Below are 15,652 nucleotides of genomic sequence, written 5' to 3' on the forward strand. Positions count from 1 at the left end.
GAGGAGCAGGGATTTGAACCCTGGGTGGGCTATAAACCCACGCCGGTTTTCAAGACCGGTGCATTAAACCACTCTGCCACCCCTCCGAACGATGCGCATAATATAAGTTAGTTTACTGACTGTAAAGCACTAACTGATAATTCTGCGCTAACTGCTCGTATTACATTCAATCTGCTTGATTTTGCTTCGTATCTGCATTGATCCCAAGACGAGCAGGATCTGGCGCAGTAAAGTGTTTAGCAAAATCAGCCCAAGTTTGCTCGGTTTTTAACAGGTAACCCAAGATCACTACTAATGAACAGCTCAGAATGCCCCAACCTATGGCAACTTCTCCTGAACTTGCCCAGAGTGCGACTAAGCTAGAGGCGCCAAAGGCGATGGTGATTTGCAAAAAGTTCTGTAATCCTGCCGCTTTAGCCGCATTTTGAGTGAATTGTTGCAAAGCACTGTTAACCACAATCGGATAAATCGCCCCGTTCGCAGCAGCGAGTATCGAGAAGGAAATCAGCAGTGGGAAAATAGTTTCCGCCTTCATTAATAAGGTGAAAAACACAATTGAGATAACGCAGAGCCCAAAAATGGCCAGCAATACGTTGAGTGTACGGTCGGCACCAATGCGTTTTATCAATAACTTACTCGCGTATCCGCCCACGATAAACATGATGGTTTGCGGAATAAAACTCAGCCCAATCTCAGTTGCCTGATAGCCGTGTTGCTCCATCACAATCGGCCATACAGTAAGGTATGCGAAAAATGCACCCGAACAGGCACCAAATATCAACACATTGCCAAGGTAACGAGTATTTTTCAAAATCTGCCCGTAGGAAACCGCGCTTGGCTTAGTATCCTGATGCTGTGCGTGGCTCGGCACGAAGTATAAGCTCATCAATACCAACAAAAAGGCAATCACACACAATGAGATAAAGATTGCACGCCATCCAAAATCGTTCAGAATATAAGCACCAAGGATGGGAGCTAATGCGGGTGATAATGCCACTAACGGCATAATGTTACTGAAAATCCCCTGCGCTTTTTCGGCATCATATTGCTCGACCACAATCGCTTGCCAGATGACCCCTGCACTACAGGCGCCTACGGCTTGGAAGAAGCGAGCGATGTTCAGCATCAGTATCGAGTCGCTATTGGCGATGGCCACACTGGCAAGCGCAAAAATGCCAAGGCCGAGGATTAGGGCGTAACGTTTGCCGAGTTTACTCACCAAAGGGCCATAAATCAGTTGCCCTAAGGCTAAACCAGCCAAGAAACAGGTGAGCGACATCGCCACTTGAGACGGTGAAGTATTGAACGAACTTTCAATTGCTTTGAAAGCAGGCAAATACATGTCAGTGGCAATAAAACCTAACATGCTTAATAAGGCTAAATAGAATAAAAATATAAAAAACTTCATATTTACAAAGATATTACTAGACGTTTTCATAAAATAATCATGTCAAAAGACTTAAGGCGTGCAGTCTAAATACTTGTTAATTTGATTGGAAACGTTTATTTTTGACAGATGCTATCAATTATTTTCATCACATTGGATGTCAGCTATGCTCTCGGAACAAGCGTTAGAACTCATTGATATCGTGGCCCGGGTGGGGAGTTTTACAGCGGCAGCCAATCGACTGCACAAGGTCCCTTCTGCGGTCAGTTATGCGGTTAAACAAATTGAAGAAGAACTTGGCGTCGTGTTATTTGAGCGCCACCACCGCAGCGTGACCTTGACCCCTGCGGGAGAGCATTTTGTTAAGCAAGCCAGAAACTTGCTGACTCAAATGGATGAGATGAAACGCGGCACCCAACGTGTGGCCAACGGCTGGCAGCCCACACTGTCTATCGCCTTAGATAACATAGTGCGTGCCGACCGAATTAGCGTATTAATCGCCGACTTTTACCGTCATTTCCATGATATTGAGCTTATCATCCGCATCGAGGTCTTTAACGGGGTGTGGGAGGCACTTGCAACTGGTCGCAGTGATATCGCCATTGGCGCAACAACCGCCATTCCCGTGGGGGGCGTATACCAGTATAAGGACATGGGCGATATTCAATGGGCGTTTTTGGTGAGTAAAAACCATCCCTTAGCCAGTATTGATCGCCCCTTGACCGATGATGAACTGCGTCCCTTCCCCTCCATTTGTTTGGAAGATACCTCGCGGGAAATACCTAAGCGCATGACCTGGTTACTGGAGAATCAACGCAGACTCGTAGTGCCGGATTGGATCCGCGCGATTAACTGCTTTAGAGAGGGACTAGGTATCGGCTATATGCCTGTTCATTTAGCCAGCGTATTTATCAAAGCGGGCGCCTTGGTTGAAAAGCAGCTTGAAAATCCGAAATTAACCAGCCCATGCTGCCTGGCCTGGAACGCCGACAAGATGTCGCCCGCCCTCGCCTGGGTGCTCGATTACTTAGGGGATACCGATAAATTACACCGTGAATGGCTGGCGTAATATTACTGCATTACCGCAGGATTAAGCTTGTTTTAAAGTCTTTGTGTTGCACTGGTGTAACGAAATACGGCTGAATCGTTTGGTAGCGCAGAAAAATCAGTCATTACAATTTGTTATTTGTGGTGTGAATCCTTTAAGCACAGCGCAGTTTTCGGTAGTATTCACCCAGTTTTACTGGATTTACGATATTAATGGGAACTCTCGTCCCCGTTAAAAATCAAAATGATCAGTTTGGATTTAAAAGCTAATGGAGAAAGATATGACTCAGCAAACTTTGTACTCAGCGAGTGCATCCACCTTAGAAGTGAATAAACTTCTTAAAAATACCTATTTATTGTTAGCCATGACCCTCGCCTTCTCGGCAGTGTGTGCAGGCTTAGCGATGGCGCTTAACATCAGCCCACTGATGTCACTCGGTTTATCTATCGGTGGTTTGGTGCTGCTGTTTGTTACCCTACGCAAAGCCGATTCGGCCGCGGGGATCTTCTGGGTATTTGCCTTTACGGGTATGGAAGGCGCCTCATTAGGTTACATGCTTAACCACTACGCCGGTATGACCAATGGCTCTGAGCTTATCATGCAAGCTTTAGGATTAACCTCGGTTATCTTTATTGCGCTCTCGGCCTATGCAGTCACGACGAAGAAAGATTTCTCTTTCCTACGTGGTTTCCTGTTCGCCGGATTGATTGTGGTGATCGCCGCTGCGCTGATTAACATTTTCGTGGGTAACAGTGTGGCCTTTATGGCAATTAACGCGGGTCTTGCGCTGTTAATGACCGGCTTTATCCTGTTCGATACTAGCCGTATCGTGAATGGCGGCGAGACTAACTATATCCGCGCCACTATCTCCTTGTATCTGGACTTTTTAAACCTGTTTATTGCCATTTTGCATTTGCTTGGCATTGGTAACGATGATTAATCCCCTTTTCGGGAAACTTACGCTAAAATGGCCCTACTTTTAGGGCCATTTTTTTTATGATGAGCAAATTTATTATCCAAGTAAACGGGCCAGCCTATGGCACGTCGGCAAGTGTGAATGCCCTACGTTTCACCCAAGCCTCCCTGCAAAGCGGACATAAGATTGTCTGCGTGTTTTTCTATCAGGATGGCGTGTATAACTCGACGGACTTTAACTTACCCGCATCCGATGAATATGATGTGGTTAAAGGCTGGAAACAACTTGCGGCCGAGCATCAAGTCTCGTTAGTGAACTGTGTCTCAGCGGCATTACGGCGCGGCATAGTCTCGCAGCAAGAGGCGCAGGAAAATGGGCTAAGCCACTGGAATGTTGAACATTCTTTTATCATGGGTGGACTAGGTGAACTGGTCACGGGAATTGAATCAGCCGATCGTTTGATCTGCTTTTAAGCTTCGGAAATGTTATGAAAAAAATCTGTATATTGTTCCGAAGCGCGCCCCATGGCACCACTAAAGGCCGCGAGGCCTTAGACTTTGCCCTGTTAAGCGCCAGTTTTGAGCAAGAAGTGAGTTTAGTGTTTGTCGACGAAGGCGTGTTGCATCTGCTTAAAGATCAACAACCCGAACTTATTGGTGGGAAAGATTACCTCGCGGCGCTAAAAGCGCTCCCGCTGTACGACATCGAATCAGTGTTCGCCTGCAAACAGTCCTTAGGTGACTACGGTTTAAGCCATGGCTTGCTGTCGATTCCGGTGACTATCTTAAATGATGAAGCCATTTCAGCTCACTTAAAAGCCGTCGATGAGGTCTTAGTATTCTAATGATTTTACATCATATCCAAACCTCGCCCAGCCGAGACAATGCCCTCAAACTTTGCCTACGTTATGCTTGCAAAGAGGATGCAATTTTACTCTCGAGCGATGGCGTTAACGCATTATTACTGCGCCAATGGGCCATGGCGCTATCGCCCTTTAAGGTGATGGTGTTGAAAGACGATGTCATCGCCCGCGGCTTAACAGAACGTCTTAAAAACATTAGTCAGATTGATTACAGCGAGTTTGTCGCTCAATCTTTGCAGCACGATAAGGTGATCACTTGGTAAATCCGCTTATATTCAATGGCGTCGAAATTGAACGCGACCATCAAGGTTATTTGAAGAATATCGCTGACTGGCAGCCGGATATGGCGCCGTTGTTGGCCCAAGAGGAACAGATTGAACTGACCAGCGCCCACTGGGAAGTAGTTAATTTTGTTAGGGATTTTTATCTGGAATATAAAACGAGTCCTGCCATTCGCGTGCTAGTCAAGGCGATAGGCCAAACCTTAGGGCCAGAAAAAGGTAACTCAAAATATCTCTATACCCTTTTCCCCGTGGGCCCTGCAAAACAAGCAACAAAAATAGCAGGGTTACCTAAACCCGCTAAATGCATCTAATGACGAAAGGCATAGCAGATATGCCTTCAATCATTAATCCATTAAGTACCCGCTTTTTCTAGCTTTTGTTTGATATCGGCGTATCTACATTTTTCCAAACGTCCGAAGCCTTGTAGTCTTCGGGCTTGCAAACGAGTCAAGATAGGTTGAGTCAGGCCTGCTAAAAATTGGCATTGGGTATCTAAGGACAAAGGTGCTAAGCCCTTGGCTTCTGCTGCGAGTTTAAGCTCGTTTAAATCGGCACAAATTTGCGTATCATCAGGCCATATTGGCTCTTCAGAATAGGTTAATTTAGCCACTTGACCACGGCATACACTACAATGGCCACAGGATTTAGGCGCTGCACTATCGTCAAAATATCGAGCTAAATTGTAATTTAAACAACTTGTTAGCTCAAAAAATCGCACTAACTGTTCAATGCGGGCAATTTCTTTTGCTTCTTTATCAGTAAAATATTGGAAAAGCTGTTCTGCTAGATTGTCCTCTACTAAGCCTTTTTCATTGACTTGATAAACATCAGTGACTTGCTTTGCTTCTAATTCAATGAATTGCTGACTCGCAAGATAGTCTAATGCAGCCATTACTCGAGTCCGTTCAGCCCCCGTAGCTTGATACAATGAAGCAAAATCCAAACTACCCCAAATGCGCTTCATTTGGGTATGGGCGAAAATATCAGTTAAAAATGCCTGCCGTTCCGGTGAAAAAGTCGACAAAATTTGCGTTTGCGGCACAATAAATCGGTAACTGATATCAGCATAATAAGCATAAAGTGGTTTGATAACGCCTTGCATTTCAAGCTGCACGAGTAACGTTTTCAGAGGGAGTTGTCTAATATTACTCACATTTGACAGTTGATGAAGTTGCAGTTCCCAACGTCCATTGTGGGTTTCTTCGCGAATGTTATTAATTACACCCTCAATACTTGCCAGTTCAGGCGTATCACCATAAACAAAATTTTCGACAGTGTTGATCCCATCTAAATTGGCTAAGGTGACGCAATGGGAAAGTTGCCCATCACGCCCTGCGCGGCCAATTTCCTGACTATAATTCTCAATGGATTTAGGCAGATCGTAGTGGATCACAAAGCGAATATTACTTTTATCTATGCCCATTCCAAAGGCGATGGTCGCAACCACGATGCGGATCTTACCTTGCATAAAATCCTGCTGAATTTGTTGACGAGAGTGATCCTCAAGACCTGCATGATAGGCGCTTGCATCAAACCCCATTTGGCAAAGCTTCGCCGCAACATCCTCTGCGGTATGCTGCAGAGTTACATAGATAATTCCCACTCCGGTAAAGCTTTGCAGCTGCTGTTGTAGCGCCATCAGTTTGTGTTGGCTTGCCACAGGCATGATGCTCAGGTCGAGGTTTGAGCGATAAAAGCCAGTTTGAACAATGTGTTGTGGTTTAATATCAAAACGCGCCGCCATATCCAGTTTTACTTTCCGCGTTGCAGTGGCCGTGAGTAACAGCACCAATGGAATCGCTAATTCGCGGCGATAATCGGGAAGTTTTAAATAGTCGGGACGAAAATTATGTCCCCATTCTGAGATACAGTGCGCTTCATCGACAACTAGCATAGAAATAGGGATAGATTGAATAAATTGTCTAAATCGCTCATTTTTAAATCTCTCTACCGATACCATTAGCAACTTTAGCTCGCCTGAGCGAGCCTCACGAATCACCTGTTGGGTCTGTTCAGGCGTTAAGGTCGAATCGATACTTGCCGCTTTAATGCCCTTCTCATGCAAAAAACTCAGTTGGTCTTTGATCAACGCCAGTAAGGGGGACACAACTAAGGTGAGATGAGGTAGTTGAAGTGCTGTAAATTGGTAGCAAAGTGATTTACCCGACCCAGTAGGGAAAATGGCAAGACTCGAATGACCTGACAATAGCAGTGAGACAACATCATGTTGGCCTTGCCTGAATCCATCAAAACCAAACTGTTGCTGTAATAAGGGCGTATAATCCACGGCGTTAGCTGACGGCGTTGTTGAATAAGACATAAACAAATCCTTATGCCACCACAATGGTGGAGGCGGTGGCGGCAACGCAAAAAATGAATGCGCTTAAACGAGTCGCAATTATTTTCTGGCTAAATATAAATTGATAAAAGCGGTGAGTTTGTCGTTGAAGGTTTCTTCAAAGGTATCGACATCTTGGCCTAAAGTATTGAAATACTGTATTACTTGCGCGCGGGACAGGCTTTTATTGGCGACACTGTATTCCATTTCAGGCTGCGTTTTATCGTACCGAGGCACTAGCGTCCAAGTCACCACATCAGCGGCAAAATGCTTCATCGCCTGCTGGGCTAATGCACAAAAAGCTTCAATATGTTCACGTCCATCTGGCCCTAAACATCCTGGCTCGATTCGGCAAAGTACTGAGACTATTCGATGTTCTGGCATACGTTTTCCCTATCCAACATACTTAAATAATAATGAGTTGTAAGTGAGATACGTTCAGTCTGAAGTGTGTTTTGGCAACCGGTTATTCAATATATTTAATATGAATACACTATGCATCACAAGGTTACACCAGAATCGGCATACAATCTCAAGACGGAATTTGTTCATCCCTTAGCGCTGCGACTGCCGCAGTATGTTCAGATAATAGCGTATCGAGCGCTTGATCAAAACTGTCTAAACCTTCTAACTCCATGTACCGTTTTAATCGCAAAATAATATCTTTACTGACTTCGATATGGGATTTTTTCTGGCGTTTTTTAATCTGAGAAAGTTCCTTTCGCACCATGCGCCAACCCAAATCACTGAAATACTGATTAAGTTGTCCATTTACCAATTTCAACTGCACATCAACAGATTGATTTTTTTTCCGCAGTTGAACCAGCAAATTTAAATTAGCAATTAATTCGGTATAACTTAATTGGGACTGATTTAACTGAAACCACTCTGCCCGCTCGGCGACACTCTCAGGATGAACCATCCGATAAATTAACGGCAAGGCAAACACTAATTCCGTTTTATCGAGTAGTAATAATTTTCGCCCCGAAGAAGGTGCGGCATAATGATATTCCCATAGCGTTTTTGTCATCATTGGTATGATTTTATACTTTCTAATAATGATTTATGAATTGACTCATGATACCGATAAAAAGCATAGATTAAAAGAATGGTTACACCATTTTATAAGTTCGTTTTTACCACAAAAGGTTATACGTCCCACTCCTGAAACACACGAGCTTGAGCACACACTTATCATGTCTACTAATCTCCTGTTTTAGCGAGGCTAAATTGAAATCACTGTGATATCACCAAAACATTAGCTAAGTTTGGCTGCCACTTTTCAACCACATAAAATGGTTAAACCATCTTTTAAAAATAAAGCCACTCACCTACAAAGTTAGCCAACTAGCAAAATAAATACTGATTATTTCATAGACAAATTTAACTCTAATTACTCTAGTTGACTAAATAACAAACAACAAAACTAAGCTCCTCTTTATCTCTTATTAATGTGTTATTTGAACGCATCTTATACTTCGAGTTAGTTTTGTGCCCGCCTTCCCAACAGTTCCACGTTAAATAATGCCTTCTTTTTAAACGATGCGATTAATTAAAACACAAATAACACCTCTACCAGTGATAATGACGATTATCACTGGTAAATAAACGCAGGTTTTACGTATAATTGCGGCAGTTTCTCAGCCGTAAAATACTCTTCATGTCTAAATCGCTTAACCATTATTTCGCAGGTGACAATACTCCTACCCGCATCTCAGGCATGGCATCAACTATCACACCCGTTTATAAACAAACTGATTCGCCATTTTTTGAGGAAAGCTCACTGCCCCAATCGGTTCACAGTGATTTTTTTAATGCGGCCGCAGAAACTGAATACGAAATCTCCAGCAATACCCGTCGGGTTTATCGGACTAGCTTTGGCCTATTTGAGCAATATTGCGCGACACATCAGCTGCAGCCGTTACCCGCCGATCCGCGCAGTATTATTTCTTTTATCGGTCATCAAAAAGAATTGCTCCAAGCAAGCAGTGGAACTCAGCTATCAAAGCAAACCTTAATAACTCGGCTAGCCGCGATCCGTTACTACCATATTCAGGCTGGATTTCCATCCCCCACCGAACACCCGCTAGTGATCCGAGTGATGCGTGGGCTGAGTCGCAATCACCATAGACAAGTTCAAGATTATGATCAGCAGCCAATCATGTACGATGAGGTCGAGCTACTGATCCAAGCGATAGAGCAGCAACCCCATCCGCTGCTGCGCACTAGGGATAAAGCCATCATTCAGCTTGGACTACAAGGCGGATTTCGCCGCTCCGAATTGGCGAACTTAAAAGTACAATATTTAAGTTTTATGCGAGATAAATTAAAAGTACGGTTGCCCTTTTCTAAAAGTAATCAACAGGGATTAAGGGAGTGGAAGAATTTACCCGAATCTGAACCCTTTGCCGCCTATAATGCTGTTAAGGACTGGCTTAATGAAAGCAAAATTACTGAAGGTCATTTATTTCGCTCCATTTCCCGCGACGGCAAATCCTTAAGGCCTTATCAAGTCAGTGATAAGGTTACATCAAAATCATCACTTGTTCGAAACAGTGGATTTTTAAATGGTGATGATATTTATCGGATCATTAAGCAATATTGCGTTAAAGCGGGATTACCCGCACAATATTATGGCGCTCACAGTTTGCGCAGCGGATGCGTAACGCAACTACATGAAAATAATAAAGATACACTTTATATCATGGCAAGAACTGGGCATACTGATCCACGCTCATTACGCCATTACCTCAAGCCAAAAGAAGATTAATCTTTACATTAGCGCTTAATTAATAACACCGTGTTCAGTTTTTATATTAAAAATCATTTTATTTTTAAGTTATTTTTAATAAAAAATAAAAGTTTTATATTGCAGTATTAATGTCATAAAAACTCAGCTTTAGTGTCATATAGATACTCTAGGCTTAGGCACGAAATTTCATTCTTCGTACTAGCTGGAGTAAAATATGAGTAAGGCCACCTTTGATCCTACACGCTATAATAAAAGTAATAACGAACCTTTTAATCAAGTGTTGGATAAACATTTATCCCGCCGTAATTTTGTTAAAAGTGGGCTAGGTCTAGGAGCGATGACAGCCTTTGCTGGTGTAGGATTAGTCGGTTGCGGTTCAGACAGTTCACCGGCTCCGACACCTGTTGATCCTGTACCACCATTACCACCGACTCAAAGTAGCGCTAAATTAAACTTCAAATCAGTAGCTGGCTCTCGATTAGATGCCGTTGTGGTACCAGAAGGATACAGCGCGCAGGTTCTTGCGCCTTGGGGCACACCGTTAAATGCTAAAGCAGCTCCATGGAAAGCCGATGGTACCAATACCGCAGATGACCAAGCAAACTCAGTCGGTATGCACCATGATGGCATGCATTTCTTCCCACTGAACGAAGCCGGTGATGATGGTTTATTGTGTATTAACCATGAATATATCGATGAAATAGCCTTACATCCTAATGGTCCAACGGTTGATGCAACCACAGGTTTACGTACTATTGTCGATGAAGTGCGCAAAGAAATTAATGCCCACGGCGTATCTGTTGTCCGAATCAAATTGACTAATAATCAGTGGGAAGTGGTGTATAACGACAAACATAACCGCCGCTTTACAGGCGCAACAGTGATGGATATTGCAGGCCCACTCGCCTATTCACCGTTACTCGAAACCCGTTATTCGCCCGATGGTAGTCAGGCTCGTGGCACCTTAAATAACTGTGGTAATGGTTACACGCCTTGGGGCACCTATTTGACCTGTGAAGAAAACTGGCCGGGTTACTTTGCCAACCGCGGCACTTTAGCCGCCGATCAAGCCCGTATCGGGATCAGCAAAAAAAGCACTCGCTATGGCTGGGATGATTTAGCGGGTCACGCCGAGGAGCGTCTCGATGAGTTCGCGCGTTTTGATGTCACACCAAAGGGCAATAGTGCACAAGATGATTACCGCAACGAGGCTAATGGTCACGGCTATATCGTTGAAATTGACCCATACAATCCAAGTTCACGCGCCATCAAACGGACTGCCCTTGGTCGCTTCCGCCACGAGGGATGTACCTTCGGAAAATTAACCGAAGGTAAACCTGTGGTGTTCTACTCTGGCCACGATTCTCAATTCGAATACTTATATAAATTTGTGTCGAATGCAGTGTGGGATCCACAGGATGCAAACAGCGCAAATCGCCTGCAAATGGGTGATAAATATATGAATGAAGGAACATTGTATGCCGCTAAGTTTAACGAAAATGGCGCTGGTGTATGGTTGCCTTTAACCTTAGATAGCCAAACGACAGACGGTAAAACCTTAGGTGATAGCTTTTCAAGTCTTGCCGAGATTATCTTAAATACTGCGGGTGCGGCGGATTTAGTCGGCGCAACGCCTATGGATCGCCCAGAGTGGTGTGCGGTTGACCCTTTCACAGGTTCAGCCTATTTAACTCTGACCAACAACTCCAAACGCACCGAAGCCAACCCTGCTAACCCAAGGCTTAAAAATAACTTTGGACATATTATTCGTTGGGATGAAGGCGGCAAAGATACTGAATTTACATGGGATATTTTTGTCTTCGGCTCACCGAGTGATGGTAATGCCGAGACCAACCTGTCGGGCTTAACGGATTTAAACCAGTTTGCAAGCCCCGATGGATTAGCCTTCGACGCCCGCGGCATTTTATGGGTGCAAACCGATAATGGTGCCAAAGAAGTCGCCGAGGAAACCAACGATCAAATGTTGGCAATTGTGCCATCGACCTTAGTCGACAGCGCAAACAAGCAAGCCAGTGTGACGGCCGAAAACCAAATAGAATTAAAGCGTTTCTTTGTCGGGCCAAATGATTGTGAAGTCACAGGCTTTGCTATCAGCCCAGATTACACTTCGGTTTTTGCCAATATTCAGCATCCGGGCAACTGGCCCTATTCGAATAACGCGGCAGAAGTTACCCCAGCAGGTACCGTACTGCGCCCACGTGCGGCAACTGTGGTGATCCGTAAACTCGATGGTAAAGCTGTCGCGGTTTAATTGACTTGCCTAAAGCTGAACATTAAGCAGCTCAATCGTCTCTTTAAGAGCGATTGAGCTGTAATTAATGTCGATTTCACACAGCAAAATGCACTGCTAATAACCAGCTACTTTGAGATAGCTTCAATGTAGGCCATTTCAAAAGCATCGGTAAAATTGCAGATGGGTAAAATATCTTCACGGCAACGACGGTTACGCCCAAGCAGCGAGGACTCCACAAATAGATCGAACCAAGCCGTTAGTGCCTTTCCATTAGCCTCCTCGCCCATTGCTGCAAGCGCAAGGGAAGCAACTTCTGCCGTGCCTAATTGAAAGTCATGACTGCCCTTACGCAATGCGTAGGTTGCTAAAGTATCGGGGTCGAAAGACAACATTGGCAAGCCTTGCAAATAAGTGCTTTTGCGGAACATCTTAATTGCCTCACGCCAACTACCGTCGAGCATAATCAGCAAAGGTCGTTTCCCCTCGGCAAGACTCTCCATGGGCACCTCAGACAATACGGTTTGTCCTTGATCGGCATATTGTGCCGGAAAGACTAAAAAGGGTTGATAGTCGCTTGAAGCCAATAGCGCCAACAGCTCAGGGGCAGGTTCGGTGCGCGACCAGAGAAAGGCATGGGTGTCCGGGATAAGATCGGCAATTAAGCGACCGCTGTTGGTCGGTTTTAAGACCTCATCGTTATACATCAGCAGCAGAAAACTGGCCTGAGTGGTCAACTGTTTACGCAGTGAACAGGTACAAAATTGCTCACCCAATAGGCATAAATGACAGCGGATCAGTTTTTTACCGCGGGCGCCAAAGGGCTTAGTCGATATGGATTTACGGTATTCATATAAGCGATGTACAGCGTGGGGGGCTAGAGCCATGGCAGCCAATTCTCAGTCTATTTCGGTCAAACTTGTTTTTAAAGGCGCAACTCAGTATACGTCACCTATGCGTATACTTACGTGCGGTGGCGCAGTGTATCCTTTGGCTGGGAAAGGCGCAATTAGCCTAGTGTAAAAGTGGCATTGCCTTTAAATTTCCCTTTGGGTATTTCACCCCCCTACACAACAAAAACACCATTAAACCAGATCAAAAACTCAGCATTTTGATATGGGCATCAACCTCTTGTTTACCCTTTACTAAAATATTGCCGTTAATCCTGTCACCCAAGCGAAATTAAATGGCGAGTCGAGGCTAAATCGTGCTAAACCTTTCGTTATTATCGAGTTTCAAACGGCGCAGATTGTTAACCCGTGCCGTTCAATCATGCCATCATCGTGAAAGGAATTGTATGCCAGAGTCTATTCAGCCAGCCGTAAAAACAGCGAGCATTTTGCGTTTATCGAACCCATCCCCCCTTCTCGGTTTAATGCTGATTACGGCGGCGCCATTAGTGGCCAATGCTGCACCACAGTTTCAAACTGAAGCCATCCAAACCCTTGTCGATTCGGCGGTTAATCCCCTAATGAAGGAATATGGGATCCCAGGGGCTATTGTTGGGATCAGCATGAATGGTCAACAATATTTCTTCCCCTATGGTGTTAGCTCGAAAACCACTGGGCAAGATGTCAGCAAGAATACCCTGTTCGAGATAGGTTCTATCAGCAAAACCTTTACCGCGACACTCGCAAACTATGCTCAAATAGAAGGTAAACTCACCTTTACTGATAAAGTAAGCCAATACCTGCCCGAATTGAGGGGCAGTGCCTTTGACCAGATCAATCTTATCAATCTCGCGACCCATACCGCGGGCGATTTGCCCATGCAAGTGCCAGATAAAGTGACCAACAATGCAGAATTGATGCGCTATTTTAAAGAATGGCAACCCGCCTATGCCGCGGGAACACACCGAAATTATGCCAATCCCAGCATTGGGTTACTCGGTTTAATTGCGGCTAAACAGTTAGGGCAAAGCTTTCCAAACGTAATGGAGCAAACCCTATTTCCACAACTGGGTATGACTCACAGCTATCTTCAAGTGCCAAGCAACAAAATGGCCGATTATGCCCAAGGTTATAATAAGCAAGATCAGCCTGTACGCCTGAATCCCGGTGTGTTAGCCGACGAGGCTTACGGGATAAAAACCTCGGCCGGGGATTTGCTGCGTTTTGTTGAAACCAATATGCAGCAACATCCTCTTTCTCCCGCATTACAACAGGCTATCGATGCCACTCACGTTGGCTACTTTGATGTCGGCATGATGACCCAAGAGATGATTTGGGAGCATTATCCCTATCCTATAGCCCTCGATAAGCTGCTTGCGGGACATACCCAAGAAGTGGTGTTTGGCAGCGTTCCAGTGAAAGCAATAGAGCCGGCGCAAGCACCACAGCCTGATTTATGGATAAATAAGACAGGTTCAACTGGCGGTTTTGCAGCCTATGTGGCTTATATTCCCGCGAAGAAACTGGGCATAGTGTTACTTAGCAATAAAAATTATCCCGTACCGCCTCGGGTGACTGTTGGCTATCAGATATTAACGGCCTTAGATGCACTGCCAGCAAAATGATCCCTTAGCAGCCCTCATTCGATGGAAGGCAAATTCTGCTTTCCATCTTATTAATTGTTAACCCGCATACAGCATCACGTTTCTATCTCTGGATATCTTTTATCCGCACCGGCTCATATAAAAAATCTTGTTAATAAATGAGTTGCGCTGATTAATTTAAGCAGCCGCTATTTATCAAAATCAAAACCAAATTAACAAGTTACTCACTAAGTGTAAGCTTAGTTTGACAATGATAATTCGATAGAAAAACTTATTAATAAGATTAAAAAATATTTCAGTAAATCAACATGATTGCCACTTGAACTGAAATGTTTTAGGGGTAAGATGCGCGCCATCGTTCAACTCTGCTTTTTAATGGAATTATGATGTCAGACGACACACCGTCTTTAATCTCACAAAAAGCGCCGACACCCGCCGCAGGCAGCGCCACTCAGTTACTCTTTATGCTGGTATTTATGGTGGCCTGTGGGCAGATGGCACAAACTATTTTTGTCCCCGCACTCCCCCTTATCGCCCAAGGCTTAGCTGTGGATGCCAGTAAATTGCAGGCGGTTATGGCCTGCTATCTGCTCGCCTACGGCCTATGTCAGTTTATCTATGGACCATTATCCGACCGAGTTGGGCGTAAAATGCCGCTGCTCATTGGCATTGGGATTTTTATCCTAGGTGCGTTGATGGCGGCAAAAGCCACAAGTTTTAGCCAGTTGATTTTCGCAAGCCTACTACAGGGGCTAGGCACCGCGAGTGCTGGCGCCCTGTGCCGCAGTATTCCAAGGGATCATTACTTCGGCGATAACTTAGTTAGATTTAACAGTTATGTGTCCATGGCCGTGGTGTTTTTGCCTTTGGTCGCGCCCTTTTTAGGCAGCTTTGCCTCCGCTTACTGGGGTTGGCAGGCCGTATACTGGGTACTGTTTGGATTCGGCAGCTTGGTTTGGCTACTCCTTTGCTTTGGCTTTAGGGAATCCTTACCCAAGGATAAGCGAGAACAACAACCCATTTTGGCATCCTATCGTCATGTACTGCGCCACCGCAGCTTTAGAGCCTATTTGCTTTCCCTTATCGCGACCTTTGCCGGCATTGCCGCCTTCGAAGCCATCGCAGGCGTACTCTATGGCCAATATTTGCAACTATCACCGTTTATGGTGAGCTGCTATTTTGTCGCGCCTATCCCTGGATACTTACTCGGGGCTCTTATTGCTGGTAGGTAAAGAATCCACCTTCTGAAGAAGGTGGCTTTGTTTTAACCCCCTAAAAGGGGGCCTTTATTCAAGAGCAAGTTGACCCTGCTCTTGCCGC

General features: G+C 44.9%; 14 protein-coding genes and 1 pseudogene. 10 read left to right on the plus strand and 5 right to left on the minus strand.

The features are described 5' to 3' along the window. Nucleotides 1-166 precede the first annotated feature (166 nt). Complete coding sequence (gene punC, locus SHD_RS01320) at nt 167-1,438, minus strand: purine nucleoside transporter PunC (protein WP_023265491.1); 1,272 nt, start codon at nt 1,436-1,438, stop codon at nt 167-169. A 115-nt stretch (nt 1,439-1,553) separates the two neighbouring features. On the opposite strand from punC, the gene punR reads away from it, so the two are divergent. From punR to SHD_RS01350, 6 genes are all read left to right on the plus strand, one after another. Beyond that, on the plus strand, nt 1,554-2,456 hold the full coding sequence (gene punR, locus SHD_RS01325; RefSeq protein WP_039977075.1) for a DNA-binding transcriptional activator PunR: 903 nt from the start codon (nt 1,554-1,556) through the stop codon (nt 2,454-2,456). Nucleotides 2,457-2,715: 259 nt separating this feature from the next. Next, nucleotides 2,716-3,375, plus strand: coding sequence for a Bax inhibitor-1/YccA family protein (locus SHD_RS01330; RefSeq protein WP_039977077.1), 660 nt, complete (start codon nt 2,716-2,718; stop codon nt 3,373-3,375). A gap of 59 nt (nt 3,376-3,434) precedes the next feature. Further along, complete coding sequence (gene tusD / locus SHD_RS01335; protein WP_039977079.1) at nt 3,435-3,824, plus strand: sulfurtransferase complex subunit TusD; 390 nt, start codon at nt 3,435-3,437, stop codon at nt 3,822-3,824. 14 nt (nt 3,825-3,838) lie between these two features. Continuing rightward, entirely contained in the window at nt 3,839-4,195 is a 357-nt protein-coding gene (gene tusC, locus SHD_RS01340) for a sulfurtransferase complex subunit TusC (RefSeq protein WP_011622737.1), read from the plus strand. After that, nucleotides 4,195-4,476 (plus strand): sulfurtransferase complex subunit TusB, encoded by a 282-nt coding sequence (gene tusB, locus SHD_RS01345; RefSeq protein WP_023265495.1) that lies wholly within the window; start codon nt 4,195-4,197, stop codon nt 4,474-4,476. The genes tusC and tusB overlap by 1 nt, the downstream gene beginning before the upstream one ends. Further along, complete coding sequence (locus SHD_RS01350; RefSeq protein WP_023265496.1) at nt 4,470-4,808, plus strand: TusE/DsrC/DsvC family sulfur relay protein; 339 nt, start codon at nt 4,470-4,472, stop codon at nt 4,806-4,808. Before tusB ends, SHD_RS01350 begins: the two co-directional genes overlap by 7 nt. Nucleotides 4,809-4,849: 41 nt before the next feature. On the opposite strand, the gene SHD_RS01355 is transcribed toward SHD_RS01350, so the two are convergent. The 3 genes from SHD_RS01355 to SHD_RS01365 form a co-directional block, all read right to left on the minus strand. Next, nucleotides 4,850-6,817, minus strand: coding sequence for a RecQ family ATP-dependent DNA helicase (locus SHD_RS01355; RefSeq protein WP_023265497.1), 1,968 nt, complete (start codon nt 6,815-6,817; stop codon nt 4,850-4,852). Nucleotides 6,818-6,895: 78 nt separating this feature from the next. Further along, the gene (locus SHD_RS01360; RefSeq protein ID WP_023265498.1) at nt 6,896-7,219 is read right to left on the minus strand and encodes a hypothetical protein; all 324 of its coding nucleotides are present in this window, start codon (nt 7,217-7,219) and stop codon (nt 6,896-6,898) included. Nucleotides 7,220-7,367: 148 nt separating this feature from the next. Further along, nucleotides 7,368-7,865 (minus strand): hypothetical protein, encoded by a 498-nt coding sequence (locus SHD_RS01365; protein WP_412084366.1) that lies wholly within the window; start codon nt 7,863-7,865, stop codon nt 7,368-7,370. A gap of 690 nt (nt 7,866-8,555) precedes the next feature. Here SHD_RS01365 and SHD_RS01370 point away from each other — a divergent pair. Together SHD_RS01370 and SHD_RS01375 are read left to right on the plus strand one after the other, a co-directional pair. After that, nucleotides 8,556-9,605 (plus strand): tyrosine-type recombinase/integrase, encoded by a 1,050-nt coding sequence (locus tag SHD_RS01370; RefSeq protein WP_039977083.1) that lies wholly within the window; start codon nt 8,556-8,558, stop codon nt 9,603-9,605. 196 nt (nt 9,606-9,801) lie between these two features. Further along, on the plus strand, nt 9,802-11,859 hold the full coding sequence (locus SHD_RS01375) for a PhoX family protein (protein ID WP_023265501.1): 2,058 nt from the start codon (nt 9,802-9,804) through the stop codon (nt 11,857-11,859). Nucleotides 11,860-11,966: 107 nt separating this feature from the next. Here the strand turns inward: SHD_RS01375 and SHD_RS01380 are convergent, their stop codons facing one another. Beyond that, on the minus strand, nt 11,967-12,725 hold the full coding sequence (locus tag SHD_RS01380) for a tRNA-uridine aminocarboxypropyltransferase (protein ID WP_023265502.1): 759 nt from the start codon (nt 12,723-12,725) through the stop codon (nt 11,967-11,969). A gap of 488 nt (nt 12,726-13,213) precedes the next feature. Here SHD_RS01380 and ampC point away from each other — a divergent pair, with 488 nt between their 5' ends. Beyond that, nucleotides 13,214-14,353 carry a class C beta-lactamase gene (ampC, locus tag SHD_RS01385; protein ID WP_052030946.1) on the plus strand — a complete coding sequence of 380 codons (1,140 nt, stop codon included), beginning with the start codon at nt 13,214-13,216 and terminating at the stop codon, nt 14,351-14,353. Nucleotides 14,354-14,715: 362 nt separating this feature from the next. Continuing rightward, nucleotides 14,716-15,561 (plus strand): annotated as a pseudogene (locus SHD_RS01390) (MFS transporter); the annotation flags it as partial. Nucleotides 15,562-15,652: the final 91 nt, after the last annotated feature.

Source organism: Shewanella decolorationis S12, assembly GCF_000485795.1.
Classification (GTDB): Bacteria; Pseudomonadota; Gammaproteobacteria; order Enterobacterales; family Shewanellaceae; genus Shewanella; species Shewanella decolorationis.

Coding starts and splice junctions, on each gene's coding strand:
- SHD_RS01355 (WP_023265497.1), bottom strand. CDS start 6,817: ATGTCTTATTCAACAACGCCGTCAGCTAACGCCGTGGATTATACGCCC.
- SHD_RS01370 (WP_039977083.1), top strand. CDS start 8,556: ATGGCATCAACTATCACACCCGTTTATAAACAAACTGATTCGCCATTT.
- punC (WP_023265491.1), bottom strand. CDS start 1,438: ATGAAAACGTCTAGTAATATCTTTGTAAATATGAAGTTTTTTATATTT.
- SHD_RS01365 (WP_412084366.1), bottom strand. CDS start 7,865: ATGACAAAAACGCTATGGGAATATCATTATGCCGCACCTTCTTCGGGG.
- SHD_RS01375 (WP_023265501.1), top strand. CDS start 9,802: ATGAGTAAGGCCACCTTTGATCCTACACGCTATAATAAAAGTAATAAC.
- SHD_RS01360 (WP_023265498.1), bottom strand. CDS start 7,219: ATGCCAGAACATCGAATAGTCTCAGTACTTTGCCGAATCGAGCCAGGA.
- SHD_RS01330 (WP_039977077.1), top strand. CDS start 2,716: ATGACTCAGCAAACTTTGTACTCAGCGAGTGCATCCACCTTAGAAGTG.
- tusD (WP_039977079.1), top strand. CDS start 3,435: ATGAGCAAATTTATTATCCAAGTAAACGGGCCAGCCTATGGCACGTCG.
- SHD_RS01380 (WP_023265502.1), bottom strand. CDS start 12,725: ATGGCTCTAGCCCCCCACGCTGTACATCGCTTATATGAATACCGTAAA.
- punR (WP_039977075.1), top strand. CDS start 1,554: ATGCTCTCGGAACAAGCGTTAGAACTCATTGATATCGTGGCCCGGGTG.
- tusB (WP_023265495.1), top strand. CDS start 4,195: ATGATTTTACATCATATCCAAACCTCGCCCAGCCGAGACAATGCCCTC.
- ampC (WP_052030946.1), top strand. CDS start 13,214: ATGCTGATTACGGCGGCGCCATTAGTGGCCAATGCTGCACCACAGTTT.
- tusC (WP_011622737.1), top strand. CDS start 3,839: ATGAAAAAAATCTGTATATTGTTCCGAAGCGCGCCCCATGGCACCACT.